The organism is Lysinibacillus sp. COL-1 (assembly GCF_059814265.1).
Genome location: NZ_JCAWSJ010000004.1, coordinates 3,149,440 through 3,174,451 on the forward strand (window position 1 = coordinate 3,149,440; position 25,012 = coordinate 3,174,451).

31 protein-coding genes, 1 tRNA gene and 2 pseudogenes are annotated in these 25,012 nt (G+C 34.9%); 7 read left to right on the top strand and 27 right to left on the bottom strand.

Annotated elements, in window-relative coordinates:
* Positions 1-13 precede the first annotated feature (13 nt).
* The gene (locus AC6BKE_RS23805; RefSeq protein ID WP_036124246.1) at positions 14-478 is read left to right on the top strand and encodes a hypothetical protein; all 465 of its coding nucleotides are present in this window, start codon (positions 14-16) and stop codon (positions 476-478) included.
* Between the two features lie 455 nt (positions 479-933).
* On the opposite strand, the gene AC6BKE_RS23810 is transcribed toward AC6BKE_RS23805, so the two are convergent.
* The 4 genes from AC6BKE_RS23810 to AC6BKE_RS23825 form a co-directional block, all read right to left on the bottom strand.
* A complete protein-coding gene (locus AC6BKE_RS23810; RefSeq protein ID WP_499858166.1) occupies positions 934-1,515 on the bottom strand; it encodes a hypothetical protein in 582 nt (193 codons plus the stop codon).
* A gap of 639 nt (positions 1,516-2,154) precedes the next feature.
* Positions 2,155-2,766 carry a hypothetical protein gene (locus AC6BKE_RS23815; protein WP_036124242.1) on the bottom strand — a complete coding sequence of 204 codons (612 nt, stop codon included), beginning with the start codon at positions 2,764-2,766 and terminating at the stop codon, positions 2,155-2,157.
* Between the two features lie 34 nt (positions 2,767-2,800).
* Positions 2,801-3,415: a hypothetical protein gene (locus AC6BKE_RS23820; RefSeq protein WP_338651670.1), complete on the bottom strand. Its 615-nt coding sequence runs from the start codon at positions 3,413-3,415 to the stop codon at positions 2,801-2,803.
* A gap of 267 nt (positions 3,416-3,682) precedes the next feature.
* On the bottom strand, positions 3,683-4,168 hold the full coding sequence (locus AC6BKE_RS23825) for a DinB family protein (protein ID WP_058844345.1): 486 nt from the start codon (positions 4,166-4,168) through the stop codon (positions 3,683-3,685).
* Between the two features lie 338 nt (positions 4,169-4,506).
* Here AC6BKE_RS23825 and AC6BKE_RS23830 point away from each other — a divergent pair.
* Positions 4,507-4,798, top strand: a pseudogene (locus AC6BKE_RS23830) (transposase); the annotation flags it as partial.
* 63 nt (positions 4,799-4,861) lie between these two features.
* Here AC6BKE_RS23830 and AC6BKE_RS23835 read toward each other — a convergent pair.
* The 5 genes and pseudogenes from AC6BKE_RS23835 to AC6BKE_RS23855 all read right to left on the bottom strand — a co-directional run.
* The gene (locus AC6BKE_RS23835) at positions 4,862-5,089 is read right to left on the bottom strand and encodes a hypothetical protein (protein WP_036125924.1); all 228 of its coding nucleotides are present in this window, start codon (positions 5,087-5,089) and stop codon (positions 4,862-4,864) included.
* Positions 5,090-5,274: 185 nt separating this feature from the next.
* Positions 5,275-5,817 (bottom strand): hypothetical protein, encoded by a 543-nt coding sequence (locus tag AC6BKE_RS23840; protein WP_342544118.1) that lies wholly within the window; start codon positions 5,815-5,817, stop codon positions 5,275-5,277.
* A 51-nt stretch (positions 5,818-5,868) separates the two neighbouring features.
* Entirely contained in the window at positions 5,869-6,501 is a 633-nt protein-coding gene (locus tag AC6BKE_RS23845; RefSeq protein ID WP_036125919.1) for a hypothetical protein, read from the bottom strand.
* Between the two features lie 378 nt (positions 6,502-6,879).
* On the bottom strand, positions 6,880-7,593 hold the full coding sequence (locus AC6BKE_RS23850) for a DUF4145 domain-containing protein (RefSeq protein ID WP_036125917.1): 714 nt from the start codon (positions 7,591-7,593) through the stop codon (positions 6,880-6,882).
* 199 nt (positions 7,594-7,792) lie between these two features.
* Positions 7,793-8,072, bottom strand: a pseudogene (locus AC6BKE_RS23855) (tyrosine-type recombinase/integrase); the annotation flags it as partial.
* A 305-nt stretch (positions 8,073-8,377) separates the two neighbouring features.
* On the opposite strand from AC6BKE_RS23855, the gene AC6BKE_RS23860 reads away from it, so the two are divergent.
* Positions 8,378-8,770, top strand: coding sequence for a DUF3238 domain-containing protein (locus AC6BKE_RS23860; protein WP_499858338.1), 393 nt, complete (start codon positions 8,378-8,380; stop codon positions 8,768-8,770).
* Between the two features lie 240 nt (positions 8,771-9,010).
* Here the strand turns inward: AC6BKE_RS23860 and AC6BKE_RS23865 are convergent, their stop codons facing one another.
* The 5 genes from AC6BKE_RS23865 to AC6BKE_RS23885 all read right to left on the bottom strand — a co-directional run bounded on the left by AC6BKE_RS23865 (position 9,011) and on the right by AC6BKE_RS23885 (position 12,090).
* Positions 9,011-9,382 carry a hypothetical protein gene (locus tag AC6BKE_RS23865; protein WP_089934302.1) on the bottom strand — a complete coding sequence of 124 codons (372 nt, stop codon included), beginning with the start codon at positions 9,380-9,382 and terminating at the stop codon, positions 9,011-9,013.
* 417 nt (positions 9,383-9,799) lie between these two features.
* Positions 9,800-10,486 carry a DUF421 domain-containing protein gene (locus AC6BKE_RS23870; RefSeq protein WP_499858167.1) on the bottom strand — a complete coding sequence of 229 codons (687 nt, stop codon included), beginning with the start codon at positions 10,484-10,486 and terminating at the stop codon, positions 9,800-9,802.
* A gap of 147 nt (positions 10,487-10,633) precedes the next feature.
* Positions 10,634-10,762 (bottom strand): hypothetical protein, encoded by a 129-nt coding sequence (locus tag AC6BKE_RS23875; RefSeq protein ID WP_256375553.1) that lies wholly within the window; start codon positions 10,760-10,762, stop codon positions 10,634-10,636.
* A 249-nt stretch (positions 10,763-11,011) separates the two neighbouring features.
* Positions 11,012-11,650: a CatB-related O-acetyltransferase gene (locus AC6BKE_RS23880; RefSeq protein WP_089934304.1), complete on the bottom strand. Its 639-nt coding sequence runs from the start codon at positions 11,648-11,650 to the stop codon at positions 11,012-11,014.
* A gap of 242 nt (positions 11,651-11,892) precedes the next feature.
* Positions 11,893-12,090, bottom strand: coding sequence for a Gp37-like protein (locus AC6BKE_RS23885; protein ID WP_036128195.1), 198 nt, complete (start codon positions 12,088-12,090; stop codon positions 11,893-11,895).
* A 262-nt stretch (positions 12,091-12,352) separates the two neighbouring features.
* On the opposite strand from AC6BKE_RS23885, the gene AC6BKE_RS23890 reads away from it, so the two are divergent.
* Together AC6BKE_RS23890 and AC6BKE_RS23895 are read left to right on the top strand one after the other, a co-directional pair.
* A complete protein-coding gene (locus AC6BKE_RS23890) occupies positions 12,353-12,682 on the top strand; it encodes a hypothetical protein (RefSeq protein WP_340809298.1) in 330 nt (109 codons plus the stop codon).
* Positions 12,663-13,523 (top strand): tyrosine-type recombinase/integrase, encoded by an 861-nt coding sequence (locus AC6BKE_RS23895; protein WP_499858339.1) that lies wholly within the window; start codon positions 12,663-12,665, stop codon positions 13,521-13,523. The genes AC6BKE_RS23890 and AC6BKE_RS23895 overlap by 20 nt, the downstream gene beginning before the upstream one ends.
* A 94-nt stretch (positions 13,524-13,617) precedes the next feature.
* Here the strand turns inward: AC6BKE_RS23895 and AC6BKE_RS23900 are convergent.
* Positions 13,618-13,691 (bottom strand) — tRNA-Arg (locus AC6BKE_RS23900).
* Positions 13,692-13,911: 220 nt separating this feature from the next.
* Here AC6BKE_RS23900 and AC6BKE_RS23905 point away from each other — a divergent pair.
* Together AC6BKE_RS23905 and AC6BKE_RS23910 are read left to right on the top strand one after the other, a co-directional pair.
* Positions 13,912-14,658: an SDR family NAD(P)-dependent oxidoreductase gene (locus tag AC6BKE_RS23905; protein ID WP_499858168.1), complete on the top strand. Its 747-nt coding sequence runs from the start codon at positions 13,912-13,914 to the stop codon at positions 14,656-14,658.
* Between the two features lie 128 nt (positions 14,659-14,786).
* Positions 14,787-15,401, top strand: coding sequence for a hypothetical protein (locus AC6BKE_RS23910; RefSeq protein ID WP_058844357.1), 615 nt, complete (start codon positions 14,787-14,789; stop codon positions 15,399-15,401).
* A gap of 14 nt (positions 15,402-15,415) precedes the next feature.
* On the opposite strand, the gene AC6BKE_RS23915 is transcribed toward AC6BKE_RS23910, so the two are convergent.
* The 12 genes from AC6BKE_RS23915 to sdhA all read right to left on the bottom strand — a co-directional run bounded on the left by AC6BKE_RS23915 (position 15,416) and on the right by sdhA (position 24,973).
* Positions 15,416-16,084, bottom strand: coding sequence for a YqjF family protein (locus AC6BKE_RS23915; RefSeq protein ID WP_499858169.1), 669 nt, complete (start codon positions 16,082-16,084; stop codon positions 15,416-15,418).
* 59 nt (positions 16,085-16,143) lie between these two features.
* Complete coding sequence (locus AC6BKE_RS23920) at positions 16,144-16,314, bottom strand: DUF2639 domain-containing protein (RefSeq protein WP_499858170.1); 171 nt, start codon at positions 16,312-16,314, stop codon at positions 16,144-16,146.
* Between the two features lie 98 nt (positions 16,315-16,412).
* Positions 16,413-17,873 carry a protein adenylyltransferase SelO gene (locus AC6BKE_RS23925; RefSeq protein ID WP_271910636.1) on the bottom strand — a complete coding sequence of 487 codons (1,461 nt, stop codon included), beginning with the start codon at positions 17,871-17,873 and terminating at the stop codon, positions 16,413-16,415.
* A 130-nt stretch (positions 17,874-18,003) separates the two neighbouring features.
* Complete coding sequence (locus AC6BKE_RS23930; RefSeq protein ID WP_036128211.1) at positions 18,004-18,507, bottom strand: metallophosphoesterase; 504 nt, start codon at positions 18,505-18,507, stop codon at positions 18,004-18,006.
* A gap of 12 nt (positions 18,508-18,519) precedes the next feature.
* Entirely contained in the window at positions 18,520-19,113 is a 594-nt protein-coding gene (locus AC6BKE_RS23935) for an XTP/dITP diphosphatase (protein WP_036128214.1), read from the bottom strand.
* 2 nt (positions 19,114-19,115) lie between these two features.
* Positions 19,116-19,865 (bottom strand): ribonuclease PH, encoded by a 750-nt coding sequence (rph, locus tag AC6BKE_RS23940; RefSeq protein ID WP_141904741.1) that lies wholly within the window; start codon positions 19,863-19,865, stop codon positions 19,116-19,118.
* A gap of 134 nt (positions 19,866-19,999) precedes the next feature.
* Positions 20,000-20,797 (bottom strand): glutamate racemase, encoded by a 798-nt coding sequence (racE, locus tag AC6BKE_RS23945; protein WP_036128218.1) that lies wholly within the window; start codon positions 20,795-20,797, stop codon positions 20,000-20,002.
* Between the two features lie 10 nt (positions 20,798-20,807).
* Positions 20,808-21,260 (bottom strand): MarR family winged helix-turn-helix transcriptional regulator, encoded by a 453-nt coding sequence (locus AC6BKE_RS23950; protein ID WP_016991542.1) that lies wholly within the window; start codon positions 21,258-21,260, stop codon positions 20,808-20,810.
* 74 nt (positions 21,261-21,334) lie between these two features.
* Positions 21,335-21,556, bottom strand: coding sequence for a helix-turn-helix domain-containing protein (locus tag AC6BKE_RS23955; RefSeq protein ID WP_004226437.1), 222 nt, complete (start codon positions 21,554-21,556; stop codon positions 21,335-21,337).
* Between the two features lie 187 nt (positions 21,557-21,743).
* Positions 21,744-22,208, bottom strand: coding sequence for an acyl-CoA thioesterase (locus AC6BKE_RS23960; RefSeq protein WP_036128221.1), 465 nt, complete (start codon positions 22,206-22,208; stop codon positions 21,744-21,746).
* A 225-nt stretch (positions 22,209-22,433) separates the two neighbouring features.
* The gene (sdhB, locus tag AC6BKE_RS23965; RefSeq protein ID WP_058844339.1) at positions 22,434-23,213 is read right to left on the bottom strand and encodes a succinate dehydrogenase iron-sulfur subunit; all 780 of its coding nucleotides are present in this window, start codon (positions 23,211-23,213) and stop codon (positions 22,434-22,436) included.
* Between the two features lie 5 nt (positions 23,214-23,218).
* Positions 23,219-24,973 carry a succinate dehydrogenase flavoprotein subunit gene (sdhA, locus tag AC6BKE_RS23970; protein ID WP_036128225.1) on the bottom strand — a complete coding sequence of 585 codons (1,755 nt, stop codon included), beginning with the start codon at positions 24,971-24,973 and terminating at the stop codon, positions 23,219-23,221.
* Positions 24,974-25,012: the final 39 nt, after the last annotated feature.

Here is a 25,012-nt window from a genome sequence, read left to right on the forward strand (position 1 = left end):
AGGAGAGCACTACATGCGAATAAAATTTAATGTCGATGAAGATATATTCGTTTTAAAAAACGAGGATCTTGGTTATGATTACTATTTCGATAGTTATTTAGAAGTATTAGTTAGTGATGGAGATGTCGAAGAATTACTCTTTTCTACAACTATGCACAGTACTATTGTAATTGAATTAAATGAGTTATTAATACGACTTCATCAAACAAATGAAGTACAAAAATTAGACCCATTTGGAAACGCTAATATTATTAGCTTTGAAAAGAAAGGTCATAATCTCATTATTACGAACTACAGTCAATTATCTGGTAATAATGAATGGGTACATACTTTCGATTTATTCGATTTTACAAGTGCTTATATTAATGAATTAAAGAGATATTTAAATTCTTTGATGGCGGTAGATAGTAATGTAATAAAATATAAAAGTTTTGTATATCTTAAAGAAGGGTTAGACTCATTACAAGCAATTAATTAATAATAATGGAGTAATTCCCTTCCAAAAACAGAGAATCATATGAACTAACCCCATAAAAGTCAGATACTAATTTAAACTTTTATGGGGGTTTTTTTATTCAAGTAGTCTAGCGATACTGCATCTATGATTGAAATTGCGAAAAATAATCTTAAACCTTCTAGCTTTCCTTTAATCAGTTCATTTTTTGTCAAACCAAGCTTTATCGACTGCTTGCTGTAATCTAGTAAGGAGCGAGAATGGAAAGGGTATACTTATCTATTCTCAACTGAGTTTGGTAAAGCTTATCTTCGTTACTCCTTCAGTAGTGATGGGATTGTATTATAAAAAAATCCAGATTCATGTTATCGATTAACGACACACTTTTGCTAATTTATATAAATAGTTATTTAATCAAGAAGCAAGAATGTAAAAACTATTTGATAATTAAAGTTATCTTATAAACATATTGTAAGGCTTTATATACTTGTTCCATCCGTAAAGATTATGGATTTAATTTTATAGTTAAAAGTCATATTCTCAAATGGTAAATTATAAAAGCGCATATCTACATCATTGAATTGATTTAAATCAACAGCAGTATTAAAGTTTGTAGAACCATTTGCAGGAATAACATCCCATTCATATTTCATTGCTGACTTGTATACTAACTCGCCGAACATATCATAAAAATATGTTTCTGCTAAAAATCCTTTAATGTCTTTATCTGTGTGATTTATATATTTCATAATAAAATTTAATTCATATCCATAGACATTATTATCAGTACTAGGATCTCTAGGAATAACATCTTCTAAAACTACTGTCAAAGATGTATTTAAATGATTGTCTTCATCAGTCTCTTCATTAGTGGAAGCTTTCTCGATAGCTAAATTATCTTGATTTGTTGTTACTGCTTTTTCCTCTTGATGTAAATTCTCTACTTTTTCTTGTTCATTCTCACCTGATTTATCAACACGCTCTTCTTTCTGATTACATGCTGATAGAATTAAAATATACAATAAACATAGTAATAATAACTTTATTTTACTCTTTTCCATAATAATTCCTCCATATATGTATTAATCTATATGGTATCATAATTAGGAAATTCCACTCAATACAAAATAATCATTTTAAGTGTTAATAGTATAAATCAAATTAAAAAAATGTCCTTGCAATAAAGCTAAATAACTAGGAAAAGAAAATATGACATCTACATTGCATTTATAAATATAGCTAAGCTACTTTCCCAAAGAATGAACTTATTTTAAACAAGTAAATTTTTCACTATACCTTAGCAAACTTTTTTAATATGTTATTAATCTTAACAAAGCATATTCGTCTACACATATTGTTTTCTCATGAACGTAGCAAACGATATTTAAAATGACTACTATGTTATTTGAAGAAGATTTATTACCATCTAGATGGCTTCACGCTAAATGTTTTTTATCCTCCTTGTCGAAGAGTTGTGTGCCGAACAAAACTATACTATTAGATACTTTTGAGGTAACTGTAGCTACCTTGAAGCTTGATTGCTTCCTATTTTAGGAGATATAAAGATAAGTTGAACAGCCTTGTATTACTCTCATGTCTGGCTCAAACGATCGTCGATTTGGATTACTGTTCGAATAGTTGCTGTCTCTTTTTAACATAGTAAAAAGCACCCAAATAGGAGTGCTTAATACAATAAATAGCTATCTAATTATTTGTTCATACGTTTTCCCTTTTACAGTAATTATCGCTTTAAGCGGCTTCCCATCCTGCTCTACTTGTTCTGGAACGGAAGCTAAAAAATGTAGTGTACCATTTTTCAGAGGTTCAATTGATGTAATATTTGTAAACGTGAAATCTGATCCACCTCGATTTTCTATTGTTGAAAAAGTCTTGTATTCGTATTTTCCATCATAAATAATTTTTACATCTACAAATTCATTAGATGTTTGACCTGTTGTTAGTAAACTTTTTACTAAAATAATTGTATCTAAGTATACTTCCCCCTCCTCTTCATTTTTGTAATATGTATACACAGAACTTGGATTTGGTGGTGAAATTTGTTTACCAAAAATATTGTTGTTAATTGTGATTTCTGCATAATTATCAACTACTAACACATTACCTTTAGTAATCGTCAGAACTTCCTCTACCTCTGGTTCATTTTCTTCATTATTTTCAGATGCCTTAACTTCTTCCTCTGCATTTTTCTCAACAGACTCTTTTGTTTTGTTATCTGAACTGCTGTTTTTATCACTTTGACCACAAGCTACCAATAAAATAGACACCAATAATAATAATCCTAGCTTTTTCATGACAACTCCTCCTGTATATTAGGTGCTCTTCAAGTTACTTATCGTTATTTTCATTTAATTCATCTGGATAAACCATAGTATCAAATACTTCTCCATTTGATTCATCTTTAATATATACTGTGACTTTATAATGTTCAACGTCTGCACCGTTAAATAATTGGTAGTACATGCCTGCTAAAGCAAGCCCAAAGGATGCCAGTGCATCGAAACTACCTTCAAACTTTTCCTTATTTACTGTGAGTGTAAACTCAGAAAAAGATTTGTTATAAGCCACATCATTTATAGAAGCAAAATCTTCACTTGTTTTAAGTTCTTCTACACTTTTTACTATTCTTTCTTTTAATTCCTTCATCATTTTTTTGTGCTCGGATTTAGACATTTTATAAGTTAAAGATCCATCATCATTCTTAATAACTTCCTTAATTCCACTATTTTTTGCCTCCGAAATAATAGAATCTATGTCTTGTCCCTTGTAAAGTGTAGCCGGTATGGTAACTTCAACATTTAAAAGTCCTTTATCCACTTTTAATGTTTCTTCTGATGCTTTATCAGCACCTTCTTTTTTCTTACCACTATCATCACCTTGGCTACAAGCTACTAACAAAATACCTAATAGCAAAATAAGTGGTAAAATAAGCAATTTTTTCATTTATTCAAACTCCCTTCTCCACAAATATACATGGATAATCGAGGTAATTCTATGATTATTTTCATATTTCTACATTTTTTACTCCTATCAATAAAAAAACACCCTCATGCGAGAGTGTCTGATATCAAAGCTATTTTTACTTTTTCTATCCATTACTATGTTTTCATTTTCCTCTATCTAAAACCTATTTTTATAGCTTTTTATCAATCGGTATATTAAAAACTTATTAAATCTTTCCATCTATTTATATTTATTTGGTCCCTACCTCTAACCCTTCAATGATGAAGAGAGACCCCGTCTAATTAGGTTTGCAGAGATAGGCTCTCTTCCCATCTCTCTAGCCCAAATTGATAACTGTCCTATATGATGGATTTCATGTGCAATCGTATGGCGAATGACTTCACCCCATATATGTGTCTCAATCCTTCCATCTGCTAATGTATTATGGAGTAAACGCTCTTCCATACTGTCGTCCCATTGGTTTACAAAGTTTTTTACTTCTAAATGAAATTCAGCTTCCAATTTACGAACCTTTTCCAAGCTATTATATTCCTCAAAACTCTCCTGAAAATCAGTTTTACCTTGTAAAAGTCGTATCCAACTCCATTCGACATCAATTATATGGAAAAGTGTATGTAATATACTTCCCATTCCACCAGGTCGGTTTTGCAAAAGCTCTTCTTCACTCAACTCGTCGCACCAACGAAACCAGTCTTCTCTTACCATCCAATTATATTTAAAAAGTAATTGCAAAAAAGTTCCTCCTTAATTAAAAATGATTGAGTCATCTCAACAAGTTACTACTTCTTCATATATAGTTAGGATTCCTTCTCTTTAATTCCTTCAAATGTGAGAAATTCGTACGCAAATCACGCTATAAATTATATAAAGGCACTGTTTGGGAACGTTTAAACCGTCGTTTCAGTACCGTATACCCTTCAAAAAGTCGTAACAGACATATAGACGAAAAAGCCTAATACTGGATTTATATAATGGTGAGATTATTGCTTTAGCATATCAAAATGCCCGACACTCGATTTTGTGATGGGTTAGTGCTCCTAATCATTCATGAACGTGTAAAATACCGTACGACCATTCACTCAGATCAAGCGTGGCATTATCAACATAATTCGTGGGGGCAAACATTAAAACAAAACAAGATTTTCCAAAGCATATCTCGTAAAACAACTTGTGCAGACAATGCCGCAATGGAGAACTTCTTTGATTTACTCAAACAAGAAATATATGACGGGGAAGAATGAATCTCCTATGAAGCGTTAAAAAAGAAAATAGAGAAGTTTATCGATTACTACAATAATGAACGAATTAAAACAAAAACTGGCTGGCTTGAGCCCAGTAAATTACCGAACTCATGCCAGCTAATTAGCTGCATAACTAAAACTTTAACATTAAAAGGTCACTACCTTTGGATGTGACTTATAATGATTAATCAAATTCTACAGTGTCTTGCACTACTGATACCTTATAAACATTTTTAGTATTAATTAATACTGTTTTATAATTTTCTGTTTCAGTAAATGAATACCAGGACTTCTCATTGAATCCATTAGTAATTTCTTCTGCAAAAGTTTCTTGTCCAATATTAGTCTTGATTTTATATTCTTCTTCACGACTTTCTTCAAAGTAAAACTTTACAGTATATTCATAATCCATTAACCAACACCCCCCATCTATCCATATCATGGGACAAATAGGATGGAAGTAATCAACGCTTTTGATCAATTCACACTGTTTTTTTGCGAACTTTCCTAGTATTAAGAAATTCATTTTCTTACTTATTTATTTTTATAAGTTAACAAAATAAAAACCACACTCTTTTTTGAATGTGGCTTTAGTATTTATTCATTAAAAAAATCACCTTTGAAAAAAGGTTTTATTCCAACTTCTCTAAATAAATATTTTATTGGATGGCAATCATTGACCAAATTTCTGTTGGGAATTAAAATTTCCTCCCTGAGTTCTTTAAATATTTCTGGATTAATTTCCGGAAACCATTCTTCATAACTCAAATGTTTATCTTTCTCTATCAGAAGTAAATAAACAACAATTATTTCAAACATATAAGGAAATTCTCGTTTAATATTTTGATAGTTATCTAACAATGAAGTTATATAGTCCTCAAAATTAAAAAATTTTGCTCCTTTTTCATTGTTATATTGTAAACGTTCCTTTTCAGGTTTAAAGACAAAAGTCGATTGATTATACCAGTTACCTAACATGCATGTAAAAAGTAGTAATGCATATTTTTTAGTTTCTTGATCCTCATCATTAAAATATTTAAAATATTCATCGTAAATATAACTCTTGGCAGTGGTAAAATACCCAATTTCAATCCCAGAAATAGTTTGTTTCACATTTTGTATAATTTTATTATTTCCCATCCCATAGTCACTTTCTTTAAAAATTTCCATAATATAGATTGTAACATAAATTTAAAATACAGGGAACATTGATACTATAATCCAATCATACTTTGAATATGACCCTGACCATGAACTCCCTTTTTGAATTGCAACCCTAACTCTTTGTCCTTCTTTAAACGAAACAAATTCTTTTGTATAACGATCTTTAACTGTAGGATCTTTTATCAATTCGTCTGTTCCATTTATTACTTCCATTGCAATATCCATAGTTTTTGCTGGATAATAAGCATATTTGAATTGTGTTTTCCATTCACTATTTACTTGAGTTTCATATTTTATTTTTCCCTTAGAAAATTTCATATGATACTCGTAAATATGACAATAACCGTAATTTCTAGTTTTAGCTGCTGGCATTACAATCTTTGAACCAGAGGATGAAGTAGCCACCTGATCTTTCATCGGCGACGCTGCTTTCATTGCCTCGCTCTCTTCAACAAAGTTTATTTCATCAGTTGGGATTTCGCCTTCAGGCACTTCTATAGGTTCAAAACCGTCAATTGGACTTAGGGTGTAAATACCACAGTAATTTTGTGCTTCTTTTTTTACTAACTCCGATAAAATATCCTCATTAGCTTTTGCTGTTACAGGAACTATCAATATAGTCATAAATAGAGCTATCAATAATCCACTAAATTTCTTCATTTTTTTCACTCCTTTATTTTTTCAACACAACATAATTGTATATTTTTACATAATATGTTTAAATAGTGTTTAATTATCTTTTATCAAATGACAAATAGTTACAATTAATAAAATGCCAAATAACCAATTTATTTCTAAAAAAGAACCTCCATCCTTTATATGATGAAGGTTCCTACATTGAATAATCTAATTATTTCAAATCAAAATTCTACTATGATAATATTTAACTTACAATAATGCATGACTTAAGTAGTGTTTAGTTATTATCACTTTATATTATCTTACTTGTCTTGAGGGGATAGGAGAGCAAGAGGAGAAGTGCTTGAAAAATACCTACTATAAAAAAAGGAGCTGCTTACTCAGACTCCTGATAAGTAGCTACCTTCTTGGTTCTGCCATTTCTAATTTGTATTTCTCAGTTGTTAATTCCATATCTATATATTTGCAAGTAAGATCTATTAACATTTTTAAATCTTGAACATCTTTATCTTGCCATTTTCTCTCATAATGAGTCTCATCATTACCTAACCATGCAGCTCTTTCTGTAAGAAAGACAATATTTTGGGAAGGAATATACTCCTTAATGCATGGCACTAGAAATTTCTTCTTGATATCCTCCTCATCTGATGGATTTAGCTTTATGGCATAGTCCTTTACTAAGAATTCAATTGCTTTCCTGTAACCTACTCCACAAATTAAATCTAAGCCTTCCTTTTCTGCATGCTTAGCCTGATTATAAATTGTAACAAATTTAGGTGACAACTCTGCTATAGTTTCTGCAAAATTTTCATCAAATTTAGCTGATGGGTACAATTTTATAAGTTCATAATATGGTCTATCACCTTGATAGCCAAGATGTTCATATTCTGCAAAAAATAATGAATTACACTCTGGTCTTGGGCAACCACATAAAACTTCTTCCAATTTTTCATGATCACTAATCCATTTTTCATGTACTAGGATGAAATAAGGGGAAATGTGAAAATTGCATACAGGGCAAAGGTTAGGATAAGGTTCCATACCTCTCATAAATCTTTTAATATCTTCTGCTGACTGAATGAAATATAATTTTTCATCAAAATTTACTGGCATAAGTCACCTCTGCTAAAGTTGTTTATTTAATTATATTACATATATTAGTAATTGAAAAAATCTTTTTAAAGTAATATTGAGAATACTAGCTTTACTATCAAGACATGTAAGCAGAATAAAGAGGCAGAGTATCCAGCTCTGTCTTTTCTGTATGATAACAAAGAAATTCTCCTGCTAAAACAGCAAGAGGAAATGTCTTTTATAAAAAATCCCTCAAATTATCAGCTACTTCCTCAACATCAATATCTAGATATTGAGTTGTAACAACTAAATTTGAATGTCCTAAGGCTTTTGAGATCAATGCTAGATTTCCCCATTCTCTAACAAACTCTTTGCATAACCCCTCCTTAGAGCATTAGGATTGATATTACTTAACCCATACATCTTTGCATATTTGTTAAGTTGCTTAGAAATGGCATTGATGTTGTCCCTTTGAAACTGATAAATAAATAGGAATTTTTCTGCTCATAATATTCTCTAAAACTGATTGAATACGTTGTTCAACACTTACTTTTCCCATAATATACCTATCCAATATGTGTGATTCATATTTCACAAAAATATTGGAGGTTATATTATGGCAAAATTAGAACTACGTTTACGTACATTTTTACCGTTTAAGTATGTAGAACATCCTCTTCACCAAAAAACTTCACGTTTCCATGGTGATACATGACATAATGCTGATTGGAAATCAACTGCATTCAGAACATCACAAAGTTTTACTATTGACACGTCAAAAGCAAACTATGGCGTTAAAGGGAAAACTAAAGTAGGTCAAACGATTCAAGAAGACCTTGTAAAAGGGAAATGGAAAGTTACAAAAAGAGAGACAGCATCTGAATCTGGCTTAACATACAACACAAACATCATTGATGATGTCTTGTATATTAACTGTAAGTGCGCTATGAAAAATCCATTAGTTGCTTTAGCTCCAGCTATTGACTACATTTTCGTACTTAAAGTAACTCGTACAGGTAGCGTACGAATTACAGGTCAACGAGATGGTTTCCCAGCGTATGAATTCATGCGTAACATTACCTCCATGAAAAAAGGTCCTGAAATAATTTATTCAGTTGTGCCAGCGAACGCAAAAGAAATTGGAGGCCTTTTCCCGTTCTTAAAAAGTGAATGGGTCGACGTTGGTCGTTCATATGACAGTACAAAAAACAATTAAAAAAAGAGGCTGGGACAAAAGAAAAAATGTTAGACCATTTACAAGTTTGGTCTAACATTTTTTTGCGTTATTAGAACACATATACTTTAATAAATTATAAAAATAACATTCATTTTTTGCTTTTTCTCAATAAAATGAGTTATGTCCCAGCCTCTTTTTTTCGTGATGAACTTTAGTTCTCAATTTTGTTAGATTTAACTACCTCTAAAATATTCATAATGATTTAGAAGAATTATTATTTTATCTACTCTTATTTAAACTTCTTAACAAATAATCAAAGATTACAAATATGGTTATATAAATACTTCCCATTAAAGAAGCTAGATAAATAGTATCTTTAATAGTATTAGCATTAAAATTAACTAAACTAAATAATAGTGAAAAAATTAATGCGCATAATAAATGCTTAATATACATGAATATAACGTTTTTATTTTTACTGTATTTTTCAATCAAAATTGATACTATAACAGCTATAACCATAGCTGGTGCAGTAAATGCAGTACCATAAATACCATATGCAATGCTGTATGTAGATCCAATAAATAAAGGAATAATAAATATACCTATAATTAATGTAATTACAGCTGAAATAATTTTATTCTTTAACATCTTTCACAACCCTCTTATCTTTGTTAAAATAACGTACATTTAATCCACTAATATCAACTCATAATTTTGTTAATATTTTCCTACTTTCCCTCACTTTACATTAAAACATAAAACTTTTGATTTTGGTAATTTTATTACTAAATTTATTTATTTCACCATAAGATATCAAATCGTTTCACTATTCCACTCAAAATAATTAAATTCAACTCTTTTTTTGTGTCCCCTAAACTAACCAACCCAAAATTTTAAAATACAACACATGTTGATACCAATTCAATAAAGAGGATTCATATTATATAAGGGAAATAAAAAAAGCCCAGGCTCAATTTATGAACTGAAACCCCGAATAGTGGAGACTTTTAAAAAAAGTGGACCTATTCGGGGTTCAGTTCATAAATGAGTACCTGGTTACTTTGTTTAGATTTTTTGTATAAATAAACTTCCATCGGATTGAATTTCTGCATAAAACACTTCTTCTATTTCTTTTATGTTTGCCTTGCTTAATTCATTTTTTAACCAATCTCTACTTTTACCAACTTCTAATAAATTTTTAGGTAATAATTTCCCATCAGTAATTATTTCAATAGGTAAATAAGTAGGTGGCGAAGGATATATTTTTAAGTCACTTTTTTGTGCTCCTTGATATTCAGGCTTCTTGAGAATACTAAATCTACCATTTGGTTCTAGAATGGCGAAATCTATTTCTGTAATTGAAAAAATTTGATTTTGCCTAATCAACATCGTTAAGTCATCGATATTAACACCTGTTCTTTTTAATGCTTTTCTGTCTATCTCTCCATGTTTTATAATAATTGTAGGTTGTCCATCAAGGATTACTCTAATTTTTCCAGATTTAAGACTTATATAACTAATTATTGTAGTAAGTAAACACCAAATTACTAGGCTGAGTAGATCTTTTGTGTAATCTTTTGTACTAAGAACAACCATATTTGCAGCCATTGATCCTATTGTTATTCCTGTTACATAATTAAAAAAAGTTAAATGACTTAATTGTTTTTTTCCTAAAAAACGTGTAAGAGCTAGAAGGACAAAAAAAGTTATAACTGTTTCACTAGCTATTTGTAAGTAGCTTATATCGTTCATTGTTTCACCCCTGTCTATAATAGAATGGTCAAGTATTTTAGAAAATACACAAAAAGCCCAGGCTCAAAATTAATTGAGTACCTGGGTTTTGATTTTAATTACTACGTTGAGTAATGATGATCTTCAATCCTTCAAAATCACCGCTTGTCATTTGACTTGTTCACGTTTGGCAGAATTCCAAAAAACATAAACTACTAAACAAATACACAGAATTGACCATGCTACTTGTGAATTCGCTACCTGACTTGCTGCTGTTACCGTTGTTACTGGATCCATTACATCACCAATCCTTTGCCCTATTTAAAATAAAAAGCCATGAGACGCATCGAGATACGGTAGCTTGTACCGTTGCCCATCTTGATTGCTCTCATAGCATAATAAAAAGCCCTTCACAATTGATGTGAAAGGCATATTCCCAAGCATTCCGGGAAATAAAAAGACTTTTCTAATTTTAAATTTCTATGTTTTAAACACTATTAACAAATGAAATATCTTCCAATCCCCTTACTGTTGCTTAACAGTTTTTTATTGTGACTTTATCAGTTCCTTTAAAGCACTAATATTATTACCTGTCAAAACGGGAATGAATTCAGTTATCTTTTCTATATCCCAGTTCCACCACTGGATACTATTGAGAATATCAATTGTCTCCTGCTCGAATCTATAGCGTATTAATTTTCCTGGATTTCCCCCTACAATTGAATAAGACGGAACATCTTTTGTTACAACAGTATTTGTGGCTATTATAGCTCCATCACCTATCTTAATACCAGGCATAATGGTAGCATTATAACCAATCCAAACATCATTCCCTATAACTGTATCACCTTTGTATCCACCACTTAAATTCTCTAAACCTACTTCCCAGTCTCCACCAAAGGCACCAAAAGGAAACGTTGTAAAAGAATTTGTATTATGATTTGCACCATTCATAATAAATTTGACATTGGAAGCAATAGCACAAAACTTTCCTATTTTTAGTTTATCTCCTATAAAGTCAAAATGATAAAGGACATTTTTTTCAAAATCCAAAGGATTATTATAATCGTCATAATATGTGTAATCCCCGATTTCAATATTTGGATTAACCACCACATTTTTTAAAAAACATAAGCTTCTGATATTTTTCATGGGAAAAACACTTTTTATATCTGGACCACTCATTTAGCGACACTCCTAAAATAATATTTATTAGCTACTGAATAGGTATTTATTTAGAAAATGGTATGTTGTTTTCATTTAATAAATTCCCCCTTACATCTACTAAATTCAATAAAAGTAATGGATTCCCTGCTCATTTAGACAATAAAAATAACGCTAGCTTATGCTGCGTTTATTTCTTTAATTCATATTTGAATGCATCAATCTCTCGTCTCATCTTACTTATGAAGGTAGGCTTATCATTATCAAAAACTACCCGCAACCTTTCGTTTGCCATATTCGCAAATCACTGTTGCTGCCGTAATTCTTGTATCCATAGTAACGCCCCAACCTTTCTCACGGACCGTCACCATATCGCCTATACTGTAATCTTTTTCGAATATCAAACGTGATGTAGTCAGTATCTGGCCACTTAAGTAAATTTCTTGTGCATGCTCTGACATCTTTTCATTACCACGCTTGTTTAAAAACACCCCCTTTGTTTAGAGAGTACCAGGAATGGAAAGCAAATAATTTTGCTCTACAAGCATGTGTACCAACATTCATGCTAAATAAAATCAAACTTCCTATAAATGAAGAAAAGGCTATTAATAAAATTTCTCTACTATTTAACGTTGAATATGATTTCGCGCAAAAAAGGCTACACCATTATCTTAACAATCATTTTTTTTGCAATTGTAATCTTCTTGAAAGGAGCTGTTAGCAATGGGATATGTACAAAAAATCAGTAAGAATAAATTCAAACTTATCGCAGATTTAGGTTATCGAGGTAATCGCCGTATTCGTAAAACTAAAAATGTAGAAGCCAAAAGCGAAAAAGAAGCGATGCGCCTACTAATACTGTTTGAAGAAGAAATGAAGCAAAATAAAGATGTATATTTTAGTGATATTGAATCGATTACATTAAATCAGCTTTTTCCACGATGGAAAGATAATTACGCAAAACAACATTATAGTGCACGATCATTTCATGATAACTGTACGCATTTAGAAAAACGAATCCTCCCTATTTTTGGTGATATCAAAGGATATTAAAAAAGTAGATGTAGTATTTTTTGTAGGTGATTTACAGAAGAAAAAAAGAAGATTAGACGGCAAAGAAAACGAGTTAGCCCCTTCCACTATCCATAATATTTACAAGGCATTCGCTAGTATTATGAATGTAGCAGTTGAATGGAATTTAATCGAAGAGAGTCCTTGTAAAAATATAAAGCTACCCAAACTTAAATATGAAGAAGGTAAAGCCTACAGCGAGGAACAAGTTAAATTATTGTTTGAGCGATTAAATAATAGAGAGACTGCTGAAAAACGATTGTTAGTTGAACTGGCTGTGGTAAGTGCTGCTCGACAAGGTGAACTAGTTGCCCTTGAAGAAAAACATTTAAACATTGAAAACAATACCCTATTAATAGAACAAGCTTTAGTTAATTTAACTGGAGATGGGATTATCATAAAAGAAACAAAAGGTAAAAGAAAACGTGTAGTTACTATTCCTTCAAATATTCTGAATGATTTAGTTACACTTGCCGCAGTAAAAAAATATCAACTGGAAGAGGCTGGCGAGGAGCGAATATGGGAAGGACATACTTTTCTTTTTTCAAATGAGTTTGGTAAACCTTATCGTCCAGATTCAATAAGTCAGTGGTGGGACCGTTTTATGAAAAAGAATCCCGATTTACCTAGAATTCGTTTTCACGATTTAAGACATACTTCAGCTACCCTTTTGATTCATGCTGGTGAACATCCTAAGGTTATACAGTCGAGATTAGGTCATTCAAATATCACAACTACCATGAATACTTATGGACATCTTTTGCAAGAAACGGATCAGCGAGCAAGTTCTCACTTTGATAAACTTTTTGATGAAAAAGTTTGATTTGGGCACCTCTTGGGCACCAAACAGAATATTATACATTTATGCATAAAAACAAAAAGCCTTACAACCGTTGTGATTGTAAGGCTTTGCATGACGTCCCAGGAGGGATTCGAACCCCCGACCGACGGCTTAGAAGGCCGTTGCTCTATCCAGCTGAGCTACTGAGACATGGTGTCGTTTCTATGTATTTCATAGGAAGGACAATACTTATTATATGTACTTTATGGCATAATGTCAACATTAATTTTACTATGTAGGCAAGGTTTGCCTCATATTGTTCATCATATGTTGCCACAGCTTCGATTATACCATGTCTTACTCCTCTCAAGAAGACGAATATGAAAATATTTGCTACACTATTGGCGATAAAAAATTGGGAGGTATGTAGATGTTTAAGGATTCAGTCGTTGTTGTTACAGGTGGCGCACAAGGGATTGGCAAAGGGATAGTGCTTGCATATGCACGGCATGGCGCAAAGGTGGTAATTGCTGATTTAAATGACGGTTTAGGTCAACAATTAGAACAGGATATGCTTGCACAAGGCTACGCTGTTTTATTTGTTCAAACAGATGTAACGAAGGAACAGGATATCGTTCAGTTAATGCAACGAACTGTTGAGCAATATGGGACTATTCATATTTTAATTAATAATGCTGGGCAGTTTCAGCATATCTCTCCTTATGATGTGACGTTTGAGGAGTGGAATCATCTACTACACACAAATTTAACGAGTGCCTTTTTCTGTGCCAGAGAGGCTGCGAAGGTGATGAGGCACAATGTGAAAGGTGGTTCGATTGTTTCGTTAGCATCTACACGGGCTGAGATGTCAGAACCTAATACGGAAGCCTACGCGGCTACAAAAGGTGGTATTGTGGCGTTAACACATGCTTTAGCGCGGTCTTTAGGTCCTGATCAAATCACGGTGAATTGTATTTCGCCTGGCTGGATTGAAACAGGCGATTATGAGGCACTTCGACCAGTCGATCATGTACAGCATTTATCAGGAAGGGTTGGTGTACCTGAAGATATCGCACAGGCTTGTCTCTATTTAACAAACCCCGTAAATCATTTTGTGACAGGCATTAATCTTACGGTCGATGGCGGCATGACAAAGAAAATGATGTATGAAGAGTAGTTTTGTCATTTGCTCTTCCTTACTTGTTCTTCATACCCAGAGTTTCCTTAGAGTATGCTACTGTAGGAGAAAGAACAAGAAGGAGTGAAGCCTTGTACCCCTATTCAAATGGGTTTTCATTAAGCCAGCTGTATCAAGCCCCCTCTACTCAATATACGGCACCGATTCGTCACTTTTTACATTCACATGATTACCGGCGCTGTATCAGTAAAGCCGAAGCTGATTTTATGGCGATGAATCGCTTACTTTGGATGGAGCATGTCAATTGGACGCGAATGACGATTATTAGCATTGTCTTCAATTTACCTGATCTTCCTTTTGTGCAGCAGCGTCTGTTACGAAATGCGACTGATTTAGGAAATTGTCTACGTCCCTTTTACGGCGACTCTATAGCAGATCGATATACAGCATTAATTAAAGAACATCTGCTGCTGGCTGCTCAATTAGTGACAGCTGCTTCTAAAGGAGATGCTACCACAGCGGAAGCAAAAGAGAAGGAATGGTATCGCAATGCAGATGATATTGCGCTATTTTTGCATACGATTAATCCTTACTTAAGTAGAGAGGCTGTCCAAAAAATGTTTTATACGCATTTAGCTTTAACGAAAAATGAAGCCGTGACGATGATCCAGAAAGATTATCAAGCTGATATAGACGTTTTTGATGAAATTGAAGCAGAAGCTCTAGCCATGTCAGATATGATTGCTGGCGCCATTGTGATGCAATTTTGTTATCTTTTTTAATGTAAAAATCCCATTTATTTGCGTTCAACTACTGGTGGAAAAACTTTCGCTACTTTGTTTTTAGCAAAATGAGCAATAGGCTGCATTCCCTGAAAATTCCCCTTCATAAAAGAAGCTAATGTATTACTGTGAATCGTTGCGCTTGCCCGCTGTAATTCCCATGGTGAGTGGTGGATATCAATTCGAAAAAGGGTATCCTTCCACTTGGCCCATGAATGATAACGTTCTACAATCCATTGGTCAAAATTAGTATTCGTGTGATCTTCTATTGTATAAGTAACCCTTAATCTTTCGTCACAGGCTTTGTAATGGCTTGTATATGAAAAGTGATTTTCTCTTTGTTTTGCTAAGATTTTGGAGAAGCGGTATGGTAAACTACCTAATGCCGTGATTTTTGACACGAAATAATTCGTGACATCTAAATGAAAAAAATAGATGCCTTTCATGCCGTTATACTCTACATATGTTCGGACATTCAATTGTAAATAGATATTCATCCCAGGAATGGTTGGTAGAAATCGTAGTCGATGTCGATGAACTTTAAAAAAGACAGCACTTAGCCAAGCATTTTGTTCAAAGAGATCAAGTTTTAGTTCCTCAGGTAGATGTTTTTCTAACTCTTTGGGGTCTATGGGCCAGTGTAAAAATAGAACATCTTGCCATGTCTGTGTCATCATCCACATAGAAAAACTCCTTTCTAACTACTAGCTTTTCCTAGAAAGGAGTTATTCAAACAACTGGACTATTGATCTTGCTCAGCATATTCTATTTCAACATACCGATAATATAAATTTCGTAATTCAGATTCTTTAAATAAGCCTAAATGGTTTTTAAATTGAGGATGAACCATTATCCCATGAGCTCGTAACTCTTTGACAAACCAACCTTTTGAAAATTTTTGCACCGACCCCATTCTCCTTTATCTTTATTCATACATAGAGTATGCGATCGGATTCTGTAGAGTGCCTATATACAATAAAAAACGAGAGAATGAATGTCTCTCGTTTTTACTCATGTGCCACAAAAAGTACGATATGGTTGATTAGACGGTTCAGGTAATGCAGCATATTCTTGTTGCTCTTTCGTATGGGCATAAGGCTGAGCAAGGACTTTTAATAAATTATTCATAACACGATAGTCGTCTCGTTCTACAGCTGCTTCTAAAGCTTCTTCTACCCTGTGATTGCGAGGAATAACAGCAGGATTATGTTGACGCATTAATTGTTGTGACATTTCTTTCGTTTGCTGCTGTCTCGCTAATCGCTCCGTCCATTTTTGATGCCATTCTTGAAACCCTGATGCATTCATTAATGGGGTATCTTCCATTTGCTCAAAGGTTAAAGCGATAAACGTATTCGTATAATCTGCTTCGTATTGTTGCATAAGCTGTAGAAGCCCTTCAATAAGCTGGACATCTTCTTGCTCTTCATTAAAAATACCTAGCTTTGCGCGCATCCCCTTTAACCAATTTTCAACGTAGAAGTGAGGATATTGTTGTAGCGTGTCTTGTGCCAATTGAATAGCTTCTTCTTGATCATCGTGAATGAAAGGGAGTAACGTCTCAGCTAAGCGTGTTAAATTCCAGCCACCAATGTTGGGCTGATTTCCATAAGCATAACGACCTTGCCGATCAATAGAGCTAAATACAGTCGCGGGATCATAGGTGTCCATGAAAGCGCAAGGACCATAATCAATGGTTTCACCGCTAATGGTCATATTATCTGTGTTCATGACTCCATGAATAAAGCCCACTAACTGCCACTGTGCTATTAAGGATGCCTGCTTCTTCATGACTTCCTTTAGCAAATAAAGATATCGATTTTGAGTGCCAGTATCAGCTGAGAAATGACGTTCTAATGCATAGTCAGCCAAGCGTTGGAGCTCTTCATCTGTTCCCCATTGTGCGGCATATTGAAAGGTCCCTACTCGCAAATGACTGCTGGCAACTCGCGTGACAATTGCTCCTGGTAATTCAGTTTCTCGCATAATCATTTCACCTGTAGCCACTACTGCAAGACTACGTGATGTGGGAATCCCTAACGCAAACATCGCCTCACTCATGATGTACTCCCTTAGCATTGGCCCTAACGCAGCTCGTCCATCTCCACCACGAGAATAAGGTGTTCTACCAGAACCTTTTAGTGCGATATCATACCGTTCCTGTTGAGGTGTTATATGTTCTCCATATAAAAGCGCTCTACCATCACCCAACATATTAAAATGACCAAATTGATGCCCTGCATAGGCTTGTGCAATTGGTTCGCCACCTTCTGGGATTTTATTGCCAGCTAAGATAGCGACTCCTTCTTCCCTCTGTAAAGCTTGAGCATCTAATCCAAGTGACACTGCAACAGCTTCATTTAACAGAACTAGCTTTGGTGAACGAACAGGATTTAACGAAATATCGGAATACATAATACTTGGTAGTCGAACATAACTATTATCAAAATGCCAGCCAATTGTCTTTTCCATGTTTTCTCCTTTATTGCCTTTTGATTTATTTTTGCTATTTCAACATTAATCATTCCTAGTCAAATTTACCACTAGAAAGCCTACATAAAAATCCACATAACTTTAATGTTATGCGGATTTTTATTTTATGTTAATTTCGTTGAAAAATATGAGTCGCAATACTTTGATGATCATCTGTCAAGCAAGCGACTTTAAAAGAGGTTGCAGTGATTTCCACAACCGCAAAGCTTTTCTCTTTACGACCACGTGGTTTTAATAAGCTTCCAGGATTTAAAAATAAAATATCATCAATCATTTCGGCACCAAGGATATGAGAGTGACCAAAGCATACGATTTGTGCGTCCACCTCTTTGGCCCGATAGGTTAATGATAAGATGGAATTTTTCACATTGAATAAATGGCCATGCGTCACAAAAATTTTAACATCATTGACTGTGAAAATTTCCTCTTCGGGGAAAGCTGTTTCACGATCACAGTTTCCTCTTACTTTTTTCACGCCTTTTAATGCCTCATGTGAGAAAGGAAGTTCACTATCTCCACAATGAATGACAACATCTATTTCAGGATAAAAACCTTTAACCTTTTCGATGACATGGCTATCACCATGTGTATCGCTCATAACAAGTATTTTCATGGATATCACCTCTTATTTTATAAGATTCGGTAATTGTTCCTTTAACTTGCGAATGGCATTGCCACGGTGAGAAATAGAGCCTTTTTCCTCTGGTGAAAGCTCAGCCATCATACGATTTAAGCTTGGTACGAAAAAGATTGGATCATAGCCAAATCCATTCGTTCCACGTTTTTCATGTGCAATAACCCCTTCACATGTGCCGAATACCGTTGTCGTTACAAAATCAGGTCCTGCAATTGCAATGCAGCAGCAAAAACGGGCAGTACGTTTGTCATCTTCGACACCATGTAAATTAGCTAACAATTTTACCATGTTTGCTTCATCGTCATGATCGCCAGCATAGCGGGCAGAATACACGCCTGGCTCACCATTTAATGCATCCACTGCTAAGCCACTATCATCTGCAATCACAATTGTGCCAAGTTCCTTCGCCAACGCTTCTGCTTTTAAGATTGCATTTTCTTCAAATGTTGTACCAGTTTCTTCTATTTCCATTTCTGGTGCTACTTCAAACATTGTCACTACTTCATAACCTAGTGGACCAAATAATGCTTCAAAATCTTTTGCTTTTCCTTTATTTTTTGTGGCGATGACTACTTGTTTCATAATTATTGATTCCCTCCGACTTTGTTGGCCAGTTCACCAAGCGTTGTTTTTTGAAGATTTACTAATTGCTGAATGCCTTTTTCACCCAATGCTAACAATTCATTCAGTTCTTCACGAGAAAAGGTAGCTTCCTCACCTGTACCCTGTATTTCAACAAATCGCCCTGTGCCTGTCATCACAATATTCATATCAACAGCAGCAGCCACATCTTCTACATAATTTAAATCAAGAATGGCACCTTGTTCTTCTACAATGCCAACACTTGTTGCCGCTAAAAAGTCTGTTACTGGGAACTTCTCAAATGGCTTTTCTTCAGCAAACTTAGCAATTGCCTGTGTCATTGCAACAAATGCTCCTGTAATAGATGCTGTACGAGTGCCACCATCAGCTTGAATAACATCACAGTCAATCCATACAGTGCGTTCTCCAAGGGCTTCTAAATCGACAACAGCACGTAATGCACGCCCAATTAAGCGTTGAATTTCCATCGTACGGCCATTGACTTTTCCTCGTGAGGATTCACGTGGTGTACGTTGAGCGGTTGCACGAGGAAGCATTGAGTACTCGGCTGTGATCCATCCTTTCCCTTGGCCACGTAAAAAGCCAGGTACTTTGTCTTCAATTGTTGCTGTGCAAATTACTTTTGTATTACCTACTTGAATTAATACGGAGCCTTCTGGGTGTAATAGATACTCTGTATCCATTTTTACAGGTCGTAGCCCGTCTGCATTTCTTCCATCAAATCTTGTCATATCATTCGTTCCTCCTAAAAACTTTCGCGCCCTCATCTTATCACAATTTGTGCCATCAAAAAAGTACTCGGACGTTTATGTACATAGCTAAAAAAACGGCAAAAATCAGCCTAGCCTGTTGCTAAGCTGATTTTTTATTTTAATGTCATACGTTTTATGTCAAGAGTACCTTGCTCCAGCCAATTCTCAGCGATTGAACGGAAAATTGGAACAGAACCAGATGCAAAAAATTTATGGGCAGGCACCGCATCAGCATTTGCTAAAGTGCCGTTATACGCTAACATTTCTTGAACATCTTTTGCTGTTTCCTCCGCAGAAGATAACACATTCACATCTCCTCCGACAACAGCTTCAATTTGTTTTTGTAAAATAGGGTAATGTGTACACCCTAAAATAACCGTATCAAATTGTCGATTTTTCAACGGCTTTAAGCCTTCAGCTATTAACTTATTTGCAAAGTCACCTTTGTATTCGCCACTTTCTACAAGTGGTACGAATGTTGGACATGCTAGTGGGATAATATGTGTTGACGTATTAAGTGATAATAAGGCTTCTTCATACGCCCCACTTTTAATTGTTCCTTCTGTTGCAAGCACAACGACTTCATGTCGCTTCGTCTTTTTTACAGCTGCACGTGCGCCAGCATTAATAACGCCTAGTACCGGAAAAGGCATATTTCTTTGTAAACTTTCGAGTGCTACTGCAGTCGCTGTATTACAAGCAATAACGAGCATCTTAATATTCATTTTTTCGAGTGCTTTTGCCATTTGCCAAGTGAAATTCCGTACTTCCTGACGACTTCTTGGACCATACGGACATCTTGCTGTATCGCCAATATAATAGATCGTTTCGTTTGGCAATCGCTTCATGATTTCTTTTGCTACGGTTAAACCGCCTACTCCTGAGTCAATAACGCCTATCGGGGCATTCATACTTTCCGCCTCAATCCTGTTTCATGTGTACATGTAGTTTTTCTAAATAGCTTGATAATTGCGCGACTTCTTGTTCATTAAAACCAACAAGCATCTCCTGCAAGTATTGCTGCCTTTTTTCAATAACTTCTTGAATAATACGTTCGCCCTTTTCGAGAAGATGAACGACAACAACACGGCGATCATTTTCATCACGCACACGCTTGACTAATTCATTTTTCTCCATTCGATCCACTAAATCTGTTGTTGTGCTAAAGGCTAAATATAAACGGTTTGATAATTCGCCAATTGTAATATCACCAAGCTCTTCTAACCACTGTAATGCAACAAATTGTGGCGGCGTTATCGCATAGTCGGAAACAATTTCTCTTCCCTTTTGCTTCACGATGGCCGCTATATAGCGTAATTCCTTTTCAACCGTTGCAACGGTTTCAGGTGAGTGCTTTGTTACTTCATCCGACATATAACTATTTCACTCCTAAAAATACGTTGAATAGTTCTATTTTGTCGTTTTTTTCACGAAATAGCAAGTGTCCATTAGTCTAATTTAAATTCTTCCAAGCGTAACAGCTCAATTAACGCCTGAGATCGATTCGTTACACCTAGCTTTTGAATTGTATTGGAAATGTGATTCCGCACTGTTTTTTCACTAATACCAAGCTGCTCTGCAATATCTCTCGTTGTTTTTTCAGCTAATAAAAGCGCAAATATTTCACGTTCTCGGTTTGTTAAAAGAGAACGATGATGAGAGCCATTCATTCAGTTACACCCTCCTCCCCCGCACGTATTGTAACTTATGTTAAGGGGCTGGAAGCGGTGACGGCTATTTGCATGATTATTCCATGTTTCCTTAAAAATTTCGAAAATTACATCGATACATTCATAAATTTTATGTAAAATGCAATTCCTACTTTTTCAATAAACTTTCATATAATTATACTATAAACTAATGAGGAAGAATAGCCAATTGAATGAATTTCGTCCTATCTTCCTCAGAAATCGGCACACTCTTGCCTGTTCGAGGATCCATTTGCACAATTGTTCCACGACCAGTGAAGCAAATTTCATTCTTTTGATTTTTAGCAAGATAATGAATGTCCAGTGATGAATTTCCAACTTTCGCGATCTTTGTGTAAATTCGGAGAACATCATCAAAGAAGACCTGCTTCACATAATCACATTGTAAATCGGCCACTATCGGTATAGCCTCCACATCCTCATTAACTGCTGAAGGCATTAAAATACCCAAATGATGGAAATAATCAATTCTTGCTTGCTCAAAATATGTAAAGCTAACGGTATTGTTCATATGACCAAACATGTCTGTCTCTGAAAAACGTACACGTACCTCACTATAAAAGGAAAAATCCTTTTCCCACTCTTGAAAATCTTCAATATAGTTTGCTTTCATGTTACACCATCCCCTGTTATGTATTTGCCTGTTTTAATTATAATGACGGCAAATGAAATGAATACATATTCATTATAAAAGAAAATACTATATTATCATAGAAAAAACCGCAATTTACGCCTTTTATCACAAATATTCCTTCTGTTTATATCATATGCAACTTCAAATAAAAAAACTCCCTCACACAAAGTGTAAGAGAGTTTGGGCATTTAGCTTGTCCGTATATTAATCTACGTAGTGATCAGAACCGAAGAAGTTACGGAACATTTGCACTGTAGTTGCACGATTTAGTGAAGCGATAGATGTTGTTAAAGGAATACCTTTTGGACATGCAGCTACACAGTTTTGAGAGTTACCACAGTTCGCAAGGCCACCATCACCCATAATAGCATTTAAACGTTCATCTTTAACCATTGCACCAGTTGGGTGAGTGTTGAAAAGACGTACTTGTGATAATGGAGCTGGTCCGATGAATGAAGCTTTTTCAGACACGTTTGGACATGCTTCCATACATACACCACAAGTCATACATTTAGATAATTCATAAGCCCATTGACGTTTACCTTCTGGCATACGTGGACCTTCACCTAAATCATAAGTACCATCAATTGGTACCCAAGCTTTCACTTTTTTAAGTGCATTGAACATACGTTCACGGTCAACTTGTAGGTCACGAATAACAGGGAATGTCTTCATTGGCTCAAGCTTAATTGGCTCAGTCAATTGATCAACAAGTGTTGAACATGATTGACGTGGACGGCCATTGATGACCATTGAACATGCACCACAAACTTCTTCTAAACAGTTCATATCCCATGATACTGGCGATGTGTTTACACCATCTTCAGTAACAGGATTTTTTTGAATTTCCATTAAAATTGAGATTACGTTCATACCATGACGGTAAGGCACTTGGAATTTTTGCCAGTAGCTATTGCCGCCTTGTGTATCTTGACGTAAGATTTCCACTTTGACCATTCTTCCAGTATTAGCTGCGATTTGCATAACTTTTAGTCTCCTTTCGCAGAGTAGTCGCGTTTACGTGGTGGGATTAAAGAAACGTCGACTTCTTGGTACGTGATGATTGGATTACCAGTAGTTGGGTCAAACTTCGCCATTGTTGTTTTTAAGAACTGCTCGTCATCACGGTTAGGGAAATCAGGTTTATAGTGTGCACCACGAGATTCATTACGTAATAGTGCACCTTTTGTCATTACTTTTGCAAGCACTAACATATTTTTAAGTTGACGCGTAAAGTGCGCGCCTTGATTACTCCATTTTTGCGTATCGTTAATGTTGATGTTATTCCAACGCTCAGTAAGCTCATCAAGTTTTTTCAATGTATCTTCAAGCTGATCATTGTAACGTACTACAGTCATTGTAGCAGTCATCATTTCACCAAGCTCTTTATGCAGTAAGTAAGCGTTTTCTGTGCCTTCCATTTTCATGATAGCATCCCATTTCGCTTGCTCCTCTTTGACACGAGCATCGTAAATCTCTTGTGGAAGATCTTCTGCATGCTTTTTAAGGTGTTTTACATAATCTACTGCGTTTGGTCCTGCAACCATACCACCGTAGATAGCAGATAATAATGAGTTCGCACCAAGACGGTTTGCACCATGTTGAGAGTAATCACATTCACCTGCTGCAAATAGACCAGGAATTTCAGTCATTTGGTTGTAATCAACCCATAATCCACCCATTGAATAGTGAACTGCTGGGAAAATTTTCATTGGTAATTTACGTGGATCATCCCCTACGAATTTTTCGTAGATTTCGATGATACCACCAAGTTTAACGTCCAATTCATGTGGATCTTTATGAGAAAGATCTAGGTATACCATGTTCTCGCCATTAATACCAAGTTTTTGGTTTACACAGACATCAAAAATTTCACGTGTTGCAATATCACGTGGTACTAAGTTACCATAAGCTGGGTACTTTTCTTCTAAGAAGTACCAAGGTTTACCGTCTTTATAAGTCCAAATACGACCACCTTCACCACGAGCTGATTCTGACATTAGACGGTTTTTGTCATCTCCAGGAATCGCTGTTGGGTGAATTTGAATGAATTCACCATTCGCATATGAAGCACCTTGTTGATAAACGATAGAAGCAGCAGAACCTGTGTTAATAACAGAGTTTGTTGTTTTACCGAAGATAATACCAGGGCCACCAGTCGCCATAATAACAGCGTCTGCACGGAATGATTTAATTTCTTCTGTACGCATATCTTGCGCTACGATACCACGGCAAACGCCGTCATCATCGATGATAACACCAAGGAATTCCCAGTGTTCATATTTATTTACTAAACCAGCTACTTCATGAGAACGAACTTGCTCATCTAGCGCATATAGTAATTGTTGACCAGTTGTTGCACCAGAGAAAGCTGTACGGTGCATTAAAGTACCGCCAAAACGACGGAAATCTAAAAGTCCTTCTGGTGTACGGTTGAACATAACACCCATACGGTCCATTAAGTGGATAATGCCAGGTGCTGCGTCACACATACCTTTTACTGGTGGTTGGTTCGCTAAGAAGTCCCCACCATATACAGTATCATCAAAGTGAATCCATGGAGAATCCCCTTCACCTTTTGTATTTACCGCACCATTAATTCCGCCTTGCGCACAAACAGAGTGTGAGCGTTTTACAGGAACTAATGAGAATAAATCAACTTCAGTACCAACTTCAGCTGCTTTAATCGTTGCCATCAGACCGGCAAGACCACCGCCGACAACAATTATTTTGCTTTTCGCCATGATTATTTCTCACTCCTCTTAAAAAATTGCAATGATTGC